16 protein-coding genes are annotated in these 18,348 nt (G+C 60.6%); 7 read left to right on the top strand and 9 right to left on the bottom strand.

Annotation, left to right across the window (positions count from 1 at the left end; all coding sequences use genetic code 11):
• The first annotated feature begins 34 nt into the window (after positions 1–34).
• The gene (locus CVS28_RS13590; protein WP_341476411.1) at positions 35–1,756 is read left to right on the top strand and encodes a GAF domain-containing sensor histidine kinase; all 1,722 of its coding nucleotides are present in this window, start codon (positions 35–37) and stop codon (positions 1,754–1,756) included.
• Here CVS28_RS13590 and CVS28_RS13585 read toward each other — a convergent pair.
• The 5 genes from CVS28_RS13585 to cls form a co-directional block, all read right to left on the bottom strand.
• A complete protein-coding gene (locus CVS28_RS13585; RefSeq protein WP_103481868.1) occupies positions 1,750–2,466 on the bottom strand; it encodes a response regulator in 717 nt (238 codons plus the stop codon). The genes CVS28_RS13590 and CVS28_RS13585 overlap by 7 nt on opposite strands.
• Before the next feature lie 88 nt (positions 2,467–2,554).
• Positions 2,555–4,447, bottom strand: a complete 1,893-nt coding sequence (locus tag CVS28_RS13580) for a heavy metal translocating P-type ATPase (RefSeq protein ID WP_103481867.1) — start codon at positions 4,445–4,447, stop codon at positions 2,555–2,557.
• A gap of 236 nt (positions 4,448–4,683) precedes the next feature.
• Entirely contained in the window at positions 4,684–4,791 is a 108-nt protein-coding gene (locus tag CVS28_RS20455) for a hypothetical protein (protein ID WP_423716411.1), read from the bottom strand.
• Between the two features lie 51 nt (positions 4,792–4,842).
• Complete coding sequence (locus tag CVS28_RS13575; protein WP_103481866.1) at positions 4,843–5,313, bottom strand: pyridoxamine 5'-phosphate oxidase family protein; 471 nt, start codon at positions 5,311–5,313, stop codon at positions 4,843–4,845.
• Between the two features lie 103 nt (positions 5,314–5,416).
• Positions 5,417–6,889: a cardiolipin synthase gene (gene cls, locus CVS28_RS13570; RefSeq protein WP_103481865.1), complete on the bottom strand. Its 1,473-nt coding sequence runs from the start codon at positions 6,887–6,889 to the stop codon at positions 5,417–5,419.
• Positions 6,890–7,154: 265 nt separating this feature from the next.
• Here cls and CVS28_RS20165 point away from each other — a divergent pair, with 265 nt between their 5' ends.
• Positions 7,155–7,643, top strand: coding sequence for a DUF6325 family protein (locus CVS28_RS20165; protein WP_243399895.1), 489 nt, complete (start codon positions 7,155–7,157; stop codon positions 7,641–7,643).
• Between the two features lie 167 nt (positions 7,644–7,810).
• Here the strand turns inward: CVS28_RS20165 and CVS28_RS13560 are convergent, their stop codons facing one another.
• Complete coding sequence (locus CVS28_RS13560; RefSeq protein WP_103481864.1) at positions 7,811–8,173, bottom strand: DUF1622 domain-containing protein; 363 nt, start codon at positions 8,171–8,173, stop codon at positions 7,811–7,813.
• A 681-nt stretch (positions 8,174–8,854) separates the two neighbouring features.
• Between CVS28_RS13560 and CVS28_RS13555 the strand changes: the two genes are divergently transcribed.
• Positions 8,855–9,904, top strand: coding sequence for an ATP-binding protein (locus CVS28_RS13555; protein WP_103481863.1), 1,050 nt, complete (start codon positions 8,855–8,857; stop codon positions 9,902–9,904).
• A 9-nt stretch (positions 9,905–9,913) separates the two neighbouring features.
• On the opposite strand, the gene CVS28_RS13550 is transcribed toward CVS28_RS13555, so the two are convergent.
• From CVS28_RS13550 to CVS28_RS13540, 3 genes are read right to left on the bottom strand one after another with little or no spacing between them, the layout of a single operon-like run.
• The gene (locus tag CVS28_RS13550) at positions 9,914–11,314 is read right to left on the bottom strand and encodes a hypothetical protein (protein ID WP_243399894.1); all 1,401 of its coding nucleotides are present in this window, start codon (positions 11,312–11,314) and stop codon (positions 9,914–9,916) included.
• A gap of 18 nt (positions 11,315–11,332) precedes the next feature.
• Positions 11,333–12,754 (bottom strand): DUF2252 domain-containing protein, encoded by a 1,422-nt coding sequence (locus CVS28_RS13545; protein WP_103481862.1) that lies wholly within the window; start codon positions 12,752–12,754, stop codon positions 11,333–11,335.
• 21 nt (positions 12,755–12,775) lie between these two features.
• Positions 12,776–13,174: an SHOCT domain-containing protein gene (locus CVS28_RS13540; RefSeq protein ID WP_103466534.1), complete on the bottom strand. Its 399-nt coding sequence runs from the start codon at positions 13,172–13,174 to the stop codon at positions 12,776–12,778.
• 249 nt (positions 13,175–13,423) lie between these two features.
• On the opposite strand from CVS28_RS13540, the gene CVS28_RS13535 reads away from it, so the two are divergent.
• The 4 genes from CVS28_RS13535 (at position 13,424) to CVS28_RS13520 (ending at position 18,329) form a co-directional block, all read left to right on the top strand.
• The gene (locus CVS28_RS13535) at positions 13,424–14,587 is read left to right on the top strand and encodes an AI-2E family transporter (RefSeq protein ID WP_165788159.1); all 1,164 of its coding nucleotides are present in this window, start codon (positions 13,424–13,426) and stop codon (positions 14,585–14,587) included.
• Positions 14,584–15,267 (top strand): ion channel, encoded by a 684-nt coding sequence (locus CVS28_RS13530; protein WP_103466532.1) that lies wholly within the window; start codon positions 14,584–14,586, stop codon positions 15,265–15,267. Before CVS28_RS13535 ends, CVS28_RS13530 begins: the two co-directional genes overlap by 4 nt.
• A gap of 167 nt (positions 15,268–15,434) precedes the next feature.
• Positions 15,435–15,854 carry a DUF7144 family membrane protein gene (locus tag CVS28_RS13525; RefSeq protein WP_103466531.1) on the top strand — a complete coding sequence of 140 codons (420 nt, stop codon included), beginning with the start codon at positions 15,435–15,437 and terminating at the stop codon, positions 15,852–15,854.
• Positions 15,855–15,920: 66 nt separating this feature from the next.
• Positions 15,921–18,329: a winged helix-turn-helix domain-containing protein gene (locus CVS28_RS13520; protein ID WP_103481860.1), complete on the top strand. Its 2,409-nt coding sequence runs from the start codon at positions 15,921–15,923 to the stop codon at positions 18,327–18,329.
• The last annotated feature ends 19 nt before the right edge of the window (positions 18,330–18,348 follow it).

The raw sequence follows: 18,348 nt of genomic DNA, 5'->3' as shown, positions 1-18,348 counted from the left end.
CACAACGGCCAATGGTCGATTGAAGGTGGGTCTGGTGCAGCATTCTGATGCGGACAAGTCGGTGCCACTGTTGCCGGCCGTTGCAGGCACCCGAATTGAGGACCTGTTGCGGGAGTTTGTGGACCGAGCTGGCGAACTGCTCTCCACGCAGGAAAGGATGCGCGGCCTGCTGGAAGCAGTGGTTTCCGTGGCGGAGGATCTCAGCTTGGATGCGGTACTGGAGAGGGTGGTGAAGTCTGCCTGCACACTTTTGAACGCCCGCTACGCTGCGCTGGGAGTGATTGGTGAGGACCAATCGCTGAGCCATTTCATTACCGTTGGCATAGATCAGGAACTCATAACCAAGATAGGCCCCCTACCCACAGGACACGGCGTCTTGGGCCTGTTGACAAGTGACCCGCACCCGTTGCGACTGCACGATTTACACGATCACCCCGCCTCCTACGGGTTCCCCGAACACCACCCGCCCATGGTGTCCTTTCTGGGCGTCCCCGTGCGAGTGAGGGGAAAGGTTTTTGGGAACCTGTATCTGACGGAAAAGGCAGGCGGTGAAGACTTCACGGCCGAGGATGAGGAATTGGCCGTAGCCCTGGCCGCTGCTGCTGGGGTTGCCATTGAAAATGCTCGTTTGTTTGAAGACGCGAGGCGCCGTTCACGTTGGCTGGAAGCGTGCATGGATGTCACAGGCAAGATGATGGATGATGAACGCAACATCACTGAAAGCAGTCTGGACATGATTGCGGCCACTGCTTTGGCAGAGTCTGACTCTGCCCTGACCATGATTGGGGTTTCCTCCGAGCTCGGCCCTGAGCTGTATGTGGCCGCGGCCGCGGGCGAACGGGCTCCGCTCCTGGCTGGCCGCTCCCTGGCTTTGGACTCCCCGGAGATCGCGGAGGTCCTAAGGACCGGCGTACCTACTGTCTTCGAGGACGCCACTGATCTGCTCGGCGCGCAGGACGGGGCAGCGTTTGGGCCGATCATTGTCATTGCGTTGGGCCCCCAAGGCCCCAACCAGGGCTTGTTGATCCTGGCACGCAGCCAAGGCTCTGGGAGCTACTCCAAGATTGTGGTGGAGATGAGCGCCGTGTTTGGATCCCACGTCGCCTTGGCCTTGGAACTAGCCAGAACGCACAGACTCCGTGAACAGATCATGGTTTTCACGGATCGGGACCGTATTGCAAGGGACTTGCACGACGTGGTCATTCAGCGTCTCTTCGCCGCAGGCCTCAGTATTCAGAGTTTGCAGCGGTTCATTACGGACAAGACGGCGTCCCAGAGAATTAGGGCTGTCACCACTGAACTTGATGAGACCATTCGGGACTTGCGAAATACCATTTACTCGTTGCGGGTCAGCTCTGGTGAGACGGAGCTGCTGAGCGACCTGATCCTGAGGACAGTTCGCACTGCCGCCAAAACGCTTGCCTTCGCTCCCCGGCTGAATTTGGCCGGGCCCATAGACTCTGCGATTTCCGAGGAAACAGCCAAGCACCTGCTAGCGGTGCTGTCCGAAGGGCTAAGCAACGCCGTGCGGCATTCCGACGCAGGGGCAATAGAGGTTTACGTTGAGGTGACCTCGGAGCATGTTAGCGTCAACATTGACGACGACGGCATTGGCGTGGGGAATCTGGTTCACCGAAGCGGGCTGCTGAACATGGAACAGCGGGCCGAGATTCTGCACGGAACCTTTGACCTGGAGAGCGGCGAAAATACCGGAACCCGGCTGACCTGGCGTGTACCCGCAGCCGATGCTCATTGACGATATTCAGGGGCTTGCCATCGGGTGTCTGTGATAAAAATGGCTGCCTGCGTGCGTCGCTCAAAACCCAGTTTTGCCAGTAGTGAGGACACATAGTTCTTGACAGTTTTCTCGGCCAGAAACATTTCACTGCCAATCTCACGATTGGTCAATCCGCGTCCAATGAGTTTCAGTACGCGCCCTTCCTGCGGGGTCAGTGCGGAGATCCGCGGATCCATCCGTTCAGGCTCGGCGAGGCCCTGAACTACTTTCGCCAGGACGTCGGGGTTGAAAAGGGATTCACCCTTGGCGGTGCGGCGCAGGGAGGAAAGCAGATCCGTGCCGTCAATTTCCTTCAGCACGTAACCTGAGGCGCCAGCCAGCACAGCTCCACGCAGGGCCTGCTCGTCGTCGTAGCTGGTGAGAATCAAGCATTGCAGCGTGGGATCCACCGACCGGACATCACGGCAGACCTCTATGCCGGTACCATCGGGCAGCCGGGCATCCAATACCGAAACGTCGGGATGCAGGGCCGGGATGCGCCTGGTTGCTTCCAGTGCGGAGCCGGTGGACCCAATAACTTTGAAGCCCTCACCTTCAAGCAGTTCTTTGAGCCCTCGCCTCACAAGTTCGTGATCGTCGAGAATAAAAACGGTGATCGGTGCCGGTGCCGGTGCCGTGGCCGTGGCCGTGGCGATCTTTTGCGGGTCGGAGGCAGTTAGCCCATCCATCGTCGTCGTTTCCCTCCGTAGCTGTCCTGCCAGTCTGTCTTACCTACCATTGGCCAACAAGGGCACAAAGTCCTCCGGGAAGCCCGCGTCATTTCTGAACCAGTTGGTGTGGGGGACTGTAATGCACCCGGGCGCTCGCGCGGGCGGACGAGCGCTCACCCCATTTGAGTGCTCGCAGTGCGTTGAAGATGGTGGCCAGATCCACCAGTTCCTGGCTCAGGGCGCCGGCAACGGCGGGGATCAGCCCGGCAGCGGCGAACAGCATTAAGCCAAGACTCAGCAGTATTCCGATCCAAATGCTCTGGACGGCAATCCGGACCGTATCCTTGCCAATGCGGACGGCGCTGGCCACCTTCGAGAGGTCGTCCACCATGATCACCACATGGGCGGATTCACTGGCAGCGGTGGACCCTTTGGCACCCATGGCCACACCGACGTCGGCAGCAGCCAACACGGGGGCGTCGTTGATGCCGTCGCCAACCATCATGACAGGCCGTTGGACTATACCCCGCACTATTGTGACTTTATCTGCTGGACGGCAGCCGGCACGGACCTGCGAGATTCCCGCTTGGCCGGCGATGTGCTCCGCCGTCGATAGGGCATCGCCTGTGACCATCAAAGTGTGGGCAACGCCCAAGTCGCGGAGGCCGGCAAGTGTTTCTACGGCGTTCTCCCGCAGTGGATCACTCATGATCAGCGCACCCAGGTAGCGAGAATCGGCTCCCACATAGACCGCGAGCTGGCCGCCGGTGAGTTCCGGCTCCGGGACCAAGCCGGTGTTCTGGGAGACGAAGGAACGTTTGCCCACCACAACCCAGTGGTCCCCTACAAGGGCAGAAACTCCGTCGGTTGCATGTTCAACAGCCTCCTTGGCGTGGGTGAGTGACAGTCCGCGATCTAGTGCCGCATTGACTACCGATGAGGCAAGGACATGGGAAGAGTACTGTTCGGCAGATGCGGCCAGAACAAGCAGCTCGTCGGCGTTGGGAAAACCGCGGCTATTGGCGGCGACCCTTACTTCCTCCAGGGTGGGCCGGCCCTGCGTGAGGGTTCCGGTCTTGTCGAAGACAACAGTGGCCACCTTGGCAAGCTGCTCAAGAGTGCCACCACTTTTAACAATGATTCCATTCCGCGCAGACCTGCTCATGCCACCCAAAAAGGCCACCGGGGCCGCAATGAGCAGCGGGCAAGGCGTGGCAACCACCAGCACCTCTGCGAATCGAAGCGCGTCTCCGCTGAGCAGCCAGGCAACACCTGCTATCACCAAGGACAGCAGCGTAAACGGCACGGCATACCGGTCTGCCAGGCGGACCACTGGCGCCCGGCTGCTGGCTGCACCCTGCACCAGCGCCACAATCCGGCTGTATTGAGAATCGTCAGCCGTTGCGGTGGCTTCCATCTGGACAGCCACCGGCCCGTTGAGGGAACCGCTGAGGATGCCATCGCCTTGACCCAGTTCTACCGGCAGGCTTTCGCCGGTAATGGCCGATTCATCAAAGGACGCCGCCGTTGACAACAGGCGACCATCGACGGGAACCACTTCGGCGGGCCGGATCAGCAAAATGTCCCCCACCGCCACCTCCCTGACGGCAATATCCGCCAAGACCCCGCCCCTGCCTTCGCGATGCGCCGATTGAGGGGCGCGGTTCAGCAGTGCGGTCAGTTCCGCTTGAGCTCTGCCGGACGCGTACTTCTCCAAGGCTGTTCCCCCGGAAAGCATCAGCACGACGATGAGCGACGCGATGTACTCTCCGACCACAATGGTGCTAACGATTGCAGTCACGGCCAGCAGGTCAACACCCCAACGGCCATGCACCATGTCACGGATCATGGCTGCGCCACGTGAAATCGCGGCGCAGCCTGCAAACACACTTGCCAGCAGTTGTGCAGCACCGCCTTGACCCACGCCAAGCAAAATAAGCACCAAGCACCCCACCGCAAGGGTGGCAGTGATCATGAGGTGGGTACGAATGAAGGTCATTGTCACTTTCCGGTTCACGTGTTGGGCGCTGGGTTCATGGACTGTTTAGGGGAGGAGGTTCAAGGAGGTGTCCCAGTTGAAGTTCTTGTGTGCGGGGCTGACGTGACGGGCGATTTCTTCCGCTGCAGAGCTTCCCTCAGGGGTAGTGAGGCTGTCAAAGCGGACCGCAAGAACAACGATGCCGCCTTCAATGACGGCACCTTCCCCGCCGCCTTGGGCTCCGGCTCCGAGGATCTCTACGAGCTCGCGGGTCTTTCCCCGTTACGTCCCAATATCTGTACGGAGTGCCTAGCCTCAAGCATGCGAACGGCGATGGATCGCGCCATGTTTCCGCTACCGACAATGGTGATTTGTTGCCTTTCGGAGGAGAACTGCGAGTTTGAGGTACAGAACAGTCATTCCGGGCTGGTACGGGTTGCTGTGGCTTGGGCTGTCCACCACTGCGCGGGATCGGCCACCACGAATTTTCGGCCCGTGATCGATGTTGGCTCAATGCGGACGAACGTGTCCTTGTGTCCGGATTGCCAGGGGAAGAGCATGATCGAAAAACTGGCCAGGACATCTTCCGTTGAGTCGATGCGCCTTGCACTGCCCTTGGCCACAACGCTCCAGGCGACGGCGCTGACCGGATCGACGCCGTCGGCCTCAAAGGCCACGGGTGTTTCACCGAGGGCCGCGTCGAGCTTGGTCCCAAGACCCGTGCGAAACACCAGTGAGCCGTGGTCCACCGCATAGTTTATGGGGAAGATGTCGGGATGGTCGGTGTCCCAGACCGCCAGTCTCCCCACGGAAACGCCCCGAAGAAATGCCCAGCATTCATGGGCATCTAGTTCCTCGGCGGGGGCATTGGCTGGTTTGTTCGTCATGGTCTGAGCCTAGGCTGGCGGGGGCAGCGCCAATAGAGTCCAAAGACCCGCTGCGGGGGAGTGCTCTGGCGCAACGCGCCGGAGCTGTTCCGTGACGGACCGTTCAGTTCAAGGCTGAGGTCAACCGCGCGAGACCGTCCAGGAAAGTGGCCTTGCGGGGCTCCTGCCGCCATTCCTCGAGGGTGAGTTCGCGTCCCGCCTGCCGATACTCCTGCTCCACGTCACGCATCGCCGTGACAAAGGAACGTCCCCGAACGAGGAGCGACACCTCTGCGTTGAGACTGAAGGAGCGGATGTCCATGTTGCTCGATCCGATGACCGCGATGTCGTCGTCGATCGAAAAGTGCTTGGAATGCAGGATGTATGGCTCCGGATAGAGGAAGATTCTGACCCCGGCCTCCAGCAGCACGCCGTAGTACGAACGCTGGGCGTGATAGACGAGGCCCTGGTCTCCGATTTCGGACACAAACAACTGAACCTCCAGCCCGCGCTGGCAGGCGGTGGTGATCGCATAGACCATGGCCTCGTCGGGGACGAAGTAGGGGCTCGTCAGAATAACCCGCTCAGTGGCGCCGTAGATCAGGGACAAAAACATGCGCAGATTGTTCTCCATCTCGTATCCAGGACCGCTCGGCACAACTTGGCAGACGAGTTGACCGGAGGTCACAGGCACGGCGGCAGCGGGGACGTGCTCTTCATCCACAAGATTGGTGGTCTCGATCAGCCAATCGGAGAGGAACACCGTGTTCACGGATGCCACGACTGGCCCAGACAGCCGCACCACCAGCTCTTGCCATTTCAGGCCGCGCGCAATGTTCTTTGGCGCGTTATAGGTGCGGTCGATGAGGTTTTGAGACCCCATGAAAGCCACCAGACCGTCAACGACGACGAGCTTGCGATGATTGCGAAGATCCGGGCGCTGGTATTTGCCCTTCATCGGCATGACCGGCAGCATCCAGGCCCACACGACTCCGATGCGGTCCAGTTCCGCGAACGTCGCGTTAGCGTTCGCGACGCGTTTCGAGGCGACGTGGTCAGCGAGCAGCCGCACGACGACGCCTCGCTTCACAGCACGTTCCATCGCAGCAAAGAACGGGGCCGTTGTGGCATCCAAGGAAACAATATAGAACTCGACATGGACGAATCGTGTCGCGCTCTCGATCGCGGATGCCATCTCTGCTATCGAGGCGTCGTAGTCGGCAATCAGCCGGGCATCGTTTCCGGTGACTGCGGGCAGGGCGGTGAGCGCAGTATTTTGCGTCACCACCCGCCGGAACCAGCGCGGCCAGTCGGCGGCATCCGCCCCCGTATCGATACCGGCATCCGCGACGCGCGCTGCGATCAGATCATCGATGCGGGCTTGTTCGTCCCTCCGCGCCCGTGGCAGCCGGAAGCTTCCGAGCAAGAGAAAAAACAGTATCCCCACGAAGGGAATCAGGAAGATCGCCAACAGCCAAGCCATCGCTGCAGTTGGTTTTCGCCGCCGCGGAATTGCGATCAGGGCGACCACCTTGATCGCCAGGTCGGCAAGGAAGGCTGCAGCCCAAATCAGATTTGCCGTGAGCGTGGAATCCATCACCTAAAACTACCGAGGTGGTTCTTCCTGGTCGTCATCCGGTGCGGATGAGAACCGTAAGGTGAGGTGCCTGCTCAGCAGTCCTTCGAATTCCCTCAAACGCGGGCGTGCGTCGAACTGAGGGCAGCTCTCGGTCCCCTTCTCCCCATAGCGGTGGACGTGGCGCCCAGTGCCGTGCCCAAAGGGATCCTCCTCAGCTCTGCCGCCGGTCTGTCGTTACGGGGGAGCGGACTCGCTTGGTTTCACACGCTGGGAGGAAGAACAAATGAACGATGCGGATGGCGCTGGAGGCACGTCTGCAACGGGTGATGCCAACTTCAAATATGGCTCGGTCGAGGTCTGCCTCATCGGCTTCGCTGGTGAACGCCCCGGCACCGAGGTTGTCGACGCGATTCTGGATCTCGTCCAGGCCGGCAGCGTGCGGCTGCTTGACCTGCTGTTCGTGTCGCGCTCCCGGGACGGTGACCTACGGGTTCTGGAACGCGAGGAAATTGCCGACGCATACGGTCTGGCGGGACTTGAGGTGGTCGAGCTCGGTCGACGCATCGGTTGCGGAGGGCTCCTTCGCGCGGCCGCAACCACGGCTGCCATTTTCCGGAACCGCTACCGCGGTCTCCTGAAGAATCCAGTCCCGCCAAGCGGCAAAAGCGCAACAAGCCGCCGAAGCGCAGGCCTGCGAACAACAGCAGTTGCCAATGGATGCTGCCGCTCAACTCGCGGCCATGCACCAGCAGGGAATTCCCTCAGCCGATGAATTCACCGCAGCCAAAGCGACGTTGCTCGGATAGTTGCCGACCCCGGTGCTGGCGACTGTCAGCACCGGGTTGCGCGTGCGCTGAGGTTGAGACCCCGCCAGTCCATACCCATGGTTTGGACGGGGGTGTTGATGCATGACTGTTCATGCTGCTGACCGTTGTCCTCTCATTGACTTGCCGCCACGGGGGCCTCGGCGGGCTTTTGCCAGGGCCACCTGCCGGACATTTCCAGTTCGAGGGTCCAACTGAGGAAGGTCCGGATAAGTACTATGACACCAAGCACCGTGACAGACTCGAGCGTCGGCGTCACCGCGACAGTTTTGATGATGTCTGCCGCGACCAGTAGTTCCAGGCCCAGCAAGATTGCCCGCCCCAGTACACGCCGAAATCTGGAGTAGATCGGGTGCTGCTTGCGCATGCCTCGGATTCCCGCGTCCACGATGGCGTACGCCACTCCAACGATGATCGCGAGCACTCCGAGTGCATCCACAACCTCACCGACGGTCTCGATCACCCCACCGATTTCCATTACGCTGCCGCCTCCCGGGATCGCACCTTGACCGGGAAAACCCCGGTCACGACGTCATCAACGGTATGCCCGCCCTCAGGAGTGCCGCCTCATCCGCGGCGGGTGAAGCTGCGGCATCACAAATGGGCCCGGTTCTCGCTTAGAGGCATCGGGAAGGCGTTCGCCGTCGTCGACAGTGAAGGGCAAACAGCAGCGGAACCACACACCCATCGAAGTGCTTGCAACGCAGAAGGACGCCTAGTCAAGACGGACTTGTACGGCTATTCTGACGTTCAGGACGCAGACACCGGATGGATACAAGGATGGAAGACCAAACCATGGCCGTTGGAGACTCACCGACACTTGACCGCTCCAAAGCAGTTTCGCTTGACGGGCGGCGTTTTCAATTTACCGCCCCGATCGAATCAGCAGTGGAACCCGGCACCTTCGTCACCTTGGGTAGCGATTCGGAGAGGATCCAGCTCGGCCAGGTCGAAAATGTTGAATTTTCAATCGGGGGCACACTCAGTGGAGGGGGGAGAATTCTCGGCGCCATCTCAGAAAGCGGGACGCTGGAGGCTCGCAAGACCATGCCCTTTGCCCTGGCTGAGATGGGGAATGCTGAGGCGAACATGATCGAGCTCCTCTACGGCAACACGGCGGCCCCGTTAGTCATAGGCTCATACGTCAGCGGGGGGGGACATCCCGGCCAGACTGCTCCCGAACCGCTTCAACCGGCACACTTTTTGGTGTGGGCAGAGCGGGTCGGGAAAAACCTATGCCCTCGGTGTTGTGCTGGAGCAGATTCTGATCCATTCCGCCCTGCCCATGGTGATTCTCGATCCGAATGCCGACTTCGTGAGACTCAGCGAGCCGAACTCCCACGGCGGGCAGGCTGGCGCAGCCAGCGTCATTGCTGACCGTGACATTCAGATCCTGCGGCCAGGGCCAACTGGCCCGGATTCGCTGCGCGTTCGCTTCAGGGATATGTCGCTGCAGTCCAAAGCCGCAGTCTTGCGGCTGCATCCACTCACGGATCACGCTGAATACAACGAGCTCATTCACCTGGAACAAACAGTGGGAATTGTCTCTCCAGAGCTGATAGTGCCAACACTGCGCGCGCGGGAAAGCAAGGCGGCGCAGACGTTGGCGGCCCGCATTGAAAACCTTCGGGTGACGGAGTGGCAGGTTTGGGCGGCCGGGGCAAAAGCCGTGACGGATGTTCTTGAGGAGCGCCCCGACGCCACGGTTCTTGATCTTGGCGGCTTCGCCTACCCCGACGAATCCCTCGTCGTGGCGCTGGCCGTGCTGGATGACCTCTGGGAAAAGCGGGAGCAGCGCAGGCCCATCCTCATTGTGATTGACGAGGCCCACAACCTCTGCTCGGCGGAACAGAACAGCCCGTTGAATGTTGCCGTGAGGGAGCGGATCATCCAGATAGCCGCTGAGGGGCGCAAGTTCGGATTGTGGCTGCTACTTTCAACCCAGCGCCCGTCCCGCGTCCACCCCAGCATCATTTCGCAGTGCGACAATCTGGCACTCATGAAGATGTCCTCCCCGCACGATCTCGAGGAGCTGGCCACGATCTTCGGGTTCGTGCCAGCTGCGATGTTCGCCAGGTCGCCAGGATTCCGGCAGGGCGAAGCACTATTCGCCGGTGGCTTCGTGCCGGCCCCGACAATCGTGACCATGGGGGCCCGACTCACCCACGAAGGCGGTGCCGATGTGGGCGTCCCCATGCGGCAGCCGTAAACCTGTGAGCTAATCCACCGCCGGGACAGCCCGCGCATGACCATCGACGTCCTGGCCAGTCCAAGGAACCAGTGCCACAGGGCGCTGGACAAGTTCAACGATAGCCAAGACCACTACGGAGATCACCAACGTCCAAACGATAAGACCGGTGGTGAGGGGCCGCACGAACAGAACCACTGCCGCCGCAATGACTGCGATGGCGGCGCGGATCAACGTCCGTTGGGCATAGAACCAATGGCCTGTCCGCCCGGTGGTAATGCCGTGTTGTTCGGCCGTTTGGCGAAGACGAGTTGTCCCGGCCTGGAAAAAGCTTCGTAGCCTGCTGGCAACAGGGAACGGACCAGCGGCCCAAGCCGTGATGGCCACGACGATCGCCAGCAACAGCACTGCCAGACCGGTGGAGCTCATCGCTGTGGTGACGGCGTCGAAGATCGTCCGTGCCATGCCGGAAGGGATCAGCGACGGCGAGACCGAACCAATAAAGACGATTCGCCCAATGGCGATGCCAGCAACGACGACGACCATACCCAAACCGAGTGCAACAGCCGCCCAGACCAGCGCGAGAGACTTGCGACGCGCAACGGCAACACCCGCGCCTAGGAACAGCAGGGCAATCCATGGCAGCCACGCGCCGGCCGCCAAGGCGAGGCCGTAGAAGAGCTGAAGAGTGGGCAGGGAGGAATTCTGTGAGACCGTGATGGTGCGGTCAATCGCCGGGATCTGGGCCGCGAATGTCAGCCCCCGTTCCAGAAGCACCACCTTGACCCGCTCAATGATGGGGCCAAGCTGGATGCCCACGGACCCATCCGAGCCAACAGCCATTGCCGCTTGGGGATCATTTTGCAAGGTGGCAATCAGTTGGGAGTGGCTCAGCCGAAGCGCCTCCCGCCATACCTGGGCAAAGGCATCGGACTCCACGAACGTGCCGACGGTGGAGCGCACCAGGGAAACAATGCCCTGGGCCGCCGGCGCCTTAAGTGCCTCCAGTGCCCGGGTTGCGGCCGGTCCGGTTCCCAATGCTGTGATGCCGTCAAAGACGTCGGAGGTCAGTGCGGGAATATCCACATTCTGCTGGATGACGTTGACGGCCTGGTCTGCCACATAGGCCTGGACGCTGGGGTCGTTGGCCAGGGGGGCATAGGTGGCAACGAAGGATTCCGTATTGGTGAGCTGCACCTTGGCCCAGGAGGCGACTGTGGCAACCGGGGCCAGGAGGGCACCTATGACAATGAGCGCGGTGGCCAGCAGCGTCCAGCCCCAGCTGCGCTGGTGGGGATGCGCCACGCCTTTTCCCCTGGCAGGCAGCATCGAGGGACCCACCTTGGTGCCCAGGGCTAGCCGGAGCGCCTCATTCTCGCCGGTCAGACGGGCTATGGTGTCCAATAGATCCGGATTGTTCTCTCGTGTCATGACAACACTGCTCCTCGCCTAGGGCGTTGCAGGTTTCTCAAGCCGGCCATCGGCGATGGCGCGGCAAAACTCCGCATAGTCGATTTCATTTTGGTCCGCGTAGATGGTTGCGAACCGGGCAATGGCGCGATCGAAACGGTCGCTTGTCCCCAGATAGGCAGCAATTGCCACCCTGTCACCCGTTCGAGCATGGGCCCTGGCCAAGGTTTCCCCGCAGAGCTGGGCATACAAGAGTGCCCCTGATGCGGGCATTGACTCAATGTCTGCCGAGCCTTTCCAATCATGCAACTGGCGTATGTAAAAGTCGCGCAACTGCCCATCGAAAGACTCCGCTTGCTGCCAGCCGAGGAAGATGTCGCTGGCAGACTGCATAAGTCGCTGTCCCCTCACAACGCGTTCTCCGTGGCTTTCATATTTGCTGGCGGGAAGGAAGCGTTCGAGCACGGAAGCCTGGGCCTCCTTAGCTTGCAGTAGCAGTGGATCATCGTTGCCCCGGCCGCAGAGAAGCAGAATCCAGGCCCTGGTGCCAACGCTTCCGACGCCAACCACCTTTCGGGCCATGTCGACGAAGTGAAATTCCTTGATTGGATGATTTTGATGTACCAGAGTGGTTTGGTACGACCGTAGGAGCTCTGCCATGGCCGTAGTATTTTGTTCCCTTTCGCGGCCAGGTGGTGTGAGATCGGCCAGTGGCGTGACCAGGGGAGGATCAGCCTTGATGCGCAGATCACCATTGGAAACCTCAACCAGCTTGGCGAACGCGCGCAGGCTGTCCCGGGTGCGCGCCTTGGCGATTAAGTTCTCGGTGCGTTTGAGCACCTTCTTGTTCGCACGCTCTTCCTTGTCCTGCAGGCGCAGCCAAGCACCCACCTGCCCAGCGTCCACCCGGTCATACCACGCCGTCAAAACAGGGGCCGTCGCTGCGGCGTGCATCCGGTCCCGGTAGCCACGCACCACGGCACATACGATCGCGTTTCGCTTGGCGTTGGAGAATCCGCGGTGCCGTCCCGCAACTTCGAAACTCGCTGCCAGCCGTTTGACATCCCATTCCCAGGGCCCAGGCAGTGTCTCGTCAAAGTCATTGATATCGAAGATCAACGCCCGCTCCGGGCTGGCGAACAACCCAAAGTTCGACAGATGGGCATCGCCGCACAGTTGAACGGTAATACCTGAATCCGGAGTCCCCGCAAGATCCATGGCCATCAGTGCCGCGGCGCCGCGAAAGAAGGTAAAAGGGGAGGCCATCATCCGTGCATGTCGAATGGGAATGAGTTCGGGCACTCGGGAGGCTCCCTGTTCCCTAAACACGGCGATGGGATCTTGCCGCTGGGGCCCGGCGTTCCACGCCGAGTGAGCGGATCGAGGAGCGCTCTGACGCGCCTGGCGACCGGCAACAGCTCGGGCGTGGAAGGCGCCGAACGTGGGTGATGGGGTGTCCATGGGGTCCTCGGTGAATGGCAGCTAGACAGCTGTGTGATGTTGCGTGCCGGACAGTGTACGTGCCTTGAGTGCTTCAAACTCATCCTGGCTGATGGCTCCAGAGTCCAGCAGCGACTTGGCCTTGGAGATTTCATCGGCCGGCGAACTCGAAGCGACGGATCGAATGTAAGACTCCGTCTCAGACATGGAGCGCTGCACCTGTGCCGTCTGGCGTTGGCTCATCCCTTGACCGCGAGCGATCAAATAGATCAGAGCTGTGATGAAGGGGAAGGCAATGAGGCACAGTATCCAGACGGCCTTCAACCACCCGTTCAAGGTGTTGTCGCGGAAGATGTCCCCAAGGATCCAAAACAAGAACATCAGGTAGGAGATGAAGATGTAGCTCCAGAAGAGAAAGCCGAGAAAGTCCCAGAAATTCATGACAGTAACCCTTTCGCTCATTTGTGCTTAGCGGATCGCCCGGCGGTCCGTGCGAATGGCTTGAACTTAGCGTTGCTGTTGGCCCGGGGGCATCACCCACCAAGGGTGAGCGTCAGCGGCTGATTGCGGGCATCACCCATCTGGTATGACGCAATGTGGGGTTGAGCTCCATACGATGCCAGTAGTCGAGAGCACCGCTGTGCGTCAAAACTTTCGTGCATGGGTGCAGTGGAGATCGGGGCGAATCACATGCCACACACGTCTGGAGCGCTTCCCCGGGGAGTTGTCGTACTACTTGGGCTCGCCTCGGCGACCATCGTAGCCATCGGTATTAGCGGCCTGCGCGGAATTCTGGCACCGGTGCTACTCACGCTCATCCTGACCATCTGCGCTCATCCGGCGAGGGCCTACGTCCAGAAGCGGGGGGTGCCGCAGGGTTTGGCCACGGGAGCGGTCATCGCGGTGATGTTCGCGTTCCTGGCCGGGTTCGTTGTGACGGTCTTCATCGCCGTTGGACAGTTCGTGGAGATGCTGCCCCGGTACGCCAGCCAGTTCGAGGAGATGGGCCAGAACATCGGTGTGCGGTTGGGTTCCCTTGGAATCAGCCAGGACCAGGTGTCCGCACTGGTGAGCAGCATCGACCCGAGGAACGTCATGGCGCTTGTCACGGACGCCGTGGGCGGCGTGTTCAGCATTTCGGGGGCCTTGGTCATAGTGCTGACCATGATGATCCTCATGTCCGCCGACGCCGTGTACGTTCCGACGATTCTTCATCAGCTGGGCGCAAAGGCGCCTGATCTGGTGACTGCCCTCACAGACTATGCGTCCAATGTGCGCCGCTACATGGTGGTGACAACAGGACTTGGCATTGTCCAGGGAGTCCTTAACGCACTGGCGCTTTGGATAATGCACGTCCCTGCGGCGTTATTGTGGGGTCTTCTGGCCTTTCTGTGCAGCTTCATCCCCAATGTGGGCTATTTCTTTGCGCTCGTCCCACCGATGGTCTTCGGCTTCCTTGTTGGAGGTTGGCCGACTCTGATCGCCGTCGTTGTCATTTATGCCGTGATCAATGCCGTGGTTCAGTCGATCATCCAGCCACGGGTTGTGGGCCAGGCGGTGTCGCTCAGCCAGTCCGTCACATTCTTTTCAGTATTGTTCTGGGCTGTCGTCATGGGTCCTGTTGGGGCGATTCTGGCAATTCCCTTCACACTGTTCGGAAAAGCGTTGCTGATTGACTCGGATCCTAGTGCCCGTTTCTGGCGTCCGGCACTAGGACCGACGGGGGAGACCAGAAGCATCAAGAAACAGGAGGACGTGGAAAGCAAGCACACCCGGCAGCTCGCGCACAGCGCGGCCCGGGCTCGGGCTCGGGCTGGTAAGCGGGGATCTGCTCCAGACAAGCCACTGCGGTGACCGCGACGAGTTCGCTGCCGGGCTCGGCAGGTGGGCGCACGCCCGTCTTCCGCTTTGGCTACTGGTTGGTGCTGCCCTCGATAGTTGTGTCCTACGCTGTGTGCGCGGCGCAGGGAACGGCGAACCCCAGCGCCGTCGCGTTGCTTGTCCAGCTAGCCACAGTTGCCTTGATACTTTGGGTGGCGGAGGCGAAGCCGGGCATTCGCAGGGCCGGCATGATCACGTTGTCGACGGCAGCTGTGGCAGTGACCATCGTTTGGCTCATCGGGGCACAGGGGCACCTGCTGGATATTGTACTTTCTGGTGCGTCGATGCTGGCCTACCTCGCTGCCCCGGTAGTGATTATTGCCCACCAGGTGAGGAAGAAGCATGTGGATGGTCAGTCCCTGCTGGCAGCAATCGCCGCCTACATTCTGGTTGGCATGTTCTTCACCTTCGTCTATAACTTCATTGCCCTGACATCAGCCTCCCCGATCTTCGGAGACGGGCAGGTTGAGTCGCTGACGAGCCAGATGTTCTTTTCTTTCACCACACTCACCACAACGGGGTATGGCGACAAGGTCCCCAGCGGGGCGGGTGTTCAGAGCGTTGCCATTGCCGAGGCCATCGCGGGGCAGCTTTTTCTGGTGATAGCAGTCGCCCGCGTGGTGTCGGGGTGGAAGCCACCCACCGAGCGCTGACCGGGGCTGGGGTGGGTGCGCAAAGCATCATCCGATGTGGGTGAGGGAAAGATGGCAGCTAGGGAGGAATATGGGCAGCAGTGGTGCTGGCCAGCCGGCACCACTGGTGCACCGTCGACTTGACGGGACGCAGCGAACACGATCAAACAATTGAAAGAGGTCGGCACATGAGTACCATCAGGTCAACGAGCAACGTCACCTCAACGCACCCGACTGCCTGGATCCCCTTCGCCGGTGTAATCCTTCTCGTCAGCGGCATCTTCAGCGCCATTCAGGGCCTCGTTGCCCTTATCGGCCCGAGCACGTACTACACGGTTGTGGACGGCGACTTGTTCCTCTTCGACGCCACCGGTTGGGGCTGGTGGAACCTCTTGATTGGAGTGCTGCTGATCCTCACATCGATTTCCCTCTTTGTGGGCGCCACGTGGGCGCGCGTCGTCGCCATTGTGCTGGTGATCCTCAGCACAATTGTCCAAATGCTTCTGGTGCCGGTCCAGCCCTGGTGGTCGTTTATAGTCATCGCCATTGATGTACTGGTTCTCTATGCACTTCTGGCCCATTGGGACGAGCGTCACGCCGAACAGTAGCCAAACAATCAAACTCTTGCCCTCCAACAACTGCGGTGACACACTAAGCGTGGATGGGGAGAAAAGATGATGACTTCTTCGGAACACATGGGGCCGGCCCACCTTATTGACCGGCCCCGATTATGTGCCGAACTGGACAAAGCGCTGCAATGCCGCCTGACTTTGATCATCGCGCAGGCCGGTGCTGGGAAGTCGACGCTGCTGCGGCAATGGGCCGCACAGCAGACGGGGCGCGCCATCGCCATGTTCCGCATCGAGGCCGCCGATGACGACCCGGCACGCTTTGTCCACCGACTGGTGGAGGCACTGGCAGCGGTGGATCCGGCCATTGCCAAGGTGTCGGCGCTGTCCACCTTCTCTGAGGGTGGACTTGGAGAGCCCGTCATTTCAGTCCTGGTGGCAGCCCTGGGACGCATGCCGGAGGTCGTCATTGTCGTGGACGATGCGCAACGACTGTCCAACGTTGACCTTATTGACGACCTTGGCGAGTTGCTGTTGCAAGCCCCCGGGAACATCCACGTAGTCCTGGCTTCGCGCGCCGATCCGCCGATCGCACTGAGTCAATACCGCTTGAGCGACGAACTTTTGGAACTCAGGAACGTCGAGCTCGCTTTTACCGCCGAAGAGGCGGCCCAGTTGCTGGAGCGGACCACCGGGCATCGGCTCAGCACGCCCTCCGTCCGGGCATTGCATGCGCGGACGGAGGGCTGGGCAGCCGGATTACAGCTGGCGGGATTGAACCTACGGCAGGTTCCTGACCCGGATGCATTTGTTGCGGCGTTCGGTGGCAGTGACCGGCTGGTGGCCGACTACCTTGCTGAGGAAGTGTTGGAAGCCCTGCCCTTTGACCAACGCGAAATTCTCCTGCGGATGTCGGTGTTGGAGGACATGTGCGCCGGACTCGTCCATGCGGTGACAGGCCGTGACGACGCGCAGTCGATTCTTGAACAATTGCACGGGGACTCCATTTTCCTGATGGAACTGGACTCGCGCCGCGAGTGGTACAGGTTTCACCACCTCTTTCGTGATTTGTTGCGCTCACAACTACGCGCCGGGGGCAGCACGGACGAACGCAGCATTCTCAGTGTGGCTGCCGACTGGCAGTTGGCCAAGGGCCGCGCCAAGGAAGCCATCGAATACCTGCTGCGGGGACGATTCTGGGAGCGGGCATTGGAGGCTATGCTCTCGAATGCCTTCGAAGTCCTGGTGAATGGCGACATGCCAACTGTTGTTGGGTGGTTGCTGCGGGTCCCGGAGTCCACCCGCTCCAATTACATTGATGCTGATCTATTGCTGGGGACACTGGCGCTGGAGGACGGTGGAGGCTTGGGCATGTTTTTGGACCAGGACGGCCCCGCTGGTGATCAGCTAGGGGCACGCAATAGGAGGTCCTCGGATGCAGGATTCCTGGCGGCCCAGATATTGCTGGCTACAAGACCGGAGTTGACCGCAGCTGCCGCGTGCAGGCAAATTCGCGAATTCCCGTCCGCCGACAAGCCCTGCATCGCGGCCACAGGTGACGAATTGGGCGCCCCCCAGAATTCCGCTGGTCGGCTGGATGTGCTTGTTGCTGGGGGCCGGGCCTTCCTACTGGCGGGCCAGATTGATCAGGCACGGGAACTGCTGGTCCAGGGCCTAGGGGAGGCTGCAGCCGGCTCGCACGAAAGAGTCGGTGCGCTCAGCACGTTGTCCTTGCTGGAAGCCTGGTGCGGCAAGGTCAAGCGTGCCGAGTCACTGATCTGCGAGGCACTACTGAGTGCCCGTGAAGCCGGCATGCTCGCCGATCGTTCAGTCACCGACGCCTACTTGGCAGCGGTGATGACGTCTTTGCGCCGAGGCGACGACGACTTGCCGGCCGAGGCGGAACCTCTGCGCATGCCTGCTACCAGTTTCCCGCAGGATCAGGAAGAACCAGAATCGTTGTCGACAATGCTTTTTGAACGAGCGGTTTCCTCGTTAACCTTGGGTGATCCTGAGAGGGCTCGCGGCATCGTGGGTTCATGGCCGGAACTCGTCCTGGATCCTGATCCTCTCGCCGTCGTGCAATGCCACATTCTCCTTTCCTGGGTCGCGACCTGTGACAACGAACCGTTTGAGGCCAGGCGCCATCTGGGAGACGCCGTCAAGATGGCCGAGATGCACGGACTTGTGGGTGTTTTTGTGCGGGCTGGCCCGGTCATTCTGAGGCGGCTGCGGGACATCTCAGGCCCACAGGCAGCGTTCCGAGACATCATTTTGGCGCATGCGCAACAGTCCGTTGATCCCCGGCAGCAGGCACTGCCCGACCCGCTCACCGATCGCGAATTGGAGATCTTGTCCTACCTGCCAACCCGCTTCACCAACGTGGAACTTGCTGATCGTTGCTTCGTGTCGGTCAACACCATCAAGACCCATATGGTTCACATTTACCGCAAGCTCGATGCCACCAACCGCGATGCGGCAATAGGGAGAGCAAGAGTTCTCGGATTGCTCTAGTCGAAACGAGGGAACCTTC

It is taken from the genome of Arthrobacter glacialis, from assembly GCF_002909415.1.
Taxonomy (GTDB): Bacteria; Actinomycetota; Actinomycetes; order Actinomycetales; family Micrococcaceae; genus Specibacter; species Specibacter glacialis.
This window is presented reverse-complemented; position numbering and strand designations above follow the sequence as displayed.

Bases quoted from the DNA above. Each gene is read 5' to 3' on its own strand.
- CVS28_RS13585 (WP_103481868.1), bottom strand. From the start codon at position 2,466: ATGGATGGGCTAACTGCCTCCGACCCGCAAAAGATCGCCACGGCCACG.
- CVS28_RS13580 (WP_103481867.1), bottom strand. From the start codon at position 4,447: ATGACCTTCATTCGTACCCACCTCATGATCACTGCCACCCTTGCGGTG.
- CVS28_RS13575 (WP_103481866.1), bottom strand. From the start codon at position 5,313: ATGACGAACAAACCAGCCAATGCCCCCGCCGAGGAACTAGATGCCCAT.
- cls (WP_103481865.1), bottom strand. From the start codon at position 6,889: ATGGATTCCACGCTCACGGCAAATCTGATTTGGGCTGCAGCCTTCCTT.
- CVS28_RS20165 (WP_243399895.1), top strand. From the start codon at position 7,155: ATGAACGATGCGGATGGCGCTGGAGGCACGTCTGCAACGGGTGATGCC.
- CVS28_RS13560 (WP_103481864.1), bottom strand. From the start codon at position 8,173: ATGGAAATCGGTGGGGTGATCGAGACCGTCGGTGAGGTTGTGGATGCA.
- CVS28_RS13550 (WP_243399894.1), bottom strand. From the start codon at position 11,314: ATGACACGAGAGAACAATCCGGATCTATTGGACACCATAGCCCGTCTG.
- CVS28_RS13545 (WP_103481862.1), bottom strand. From the start codon at position 12,754: ATGGACACCCCATCACCCACGTTCGGCGCCTTCCACGCCCGAGCTGTT.
- CVS28_RS13540 (WP_103466534.1), bottom strand. From the start codon at position 13,174: ATGAATTTCTGGGACTTTCTCGGCTTTCTCTTCTGGAGCTACATCTTC.
- CVS28_RS13535 (WP_165788159.1), top strand. From the start codon at position 13,424: ATGCCACACACGTCTGGAGCGCTTCCCCGGGGAGTTGTCGTACTACTT.
- CVS28_RS13525 (WP_103466531.1), top strand. From the start codon at position 15,435: ATGAGTACCATCAGGTCAACGAGCAACGTCACCTCAACGCACCCGACT.
- CVS28_RS13520 (WP_103481860.1), top strand. From the start codon at position 15,921: ATGATGACTTCTTCGGAACACATGGGGCCGGCCCACCTTATTGACCGG.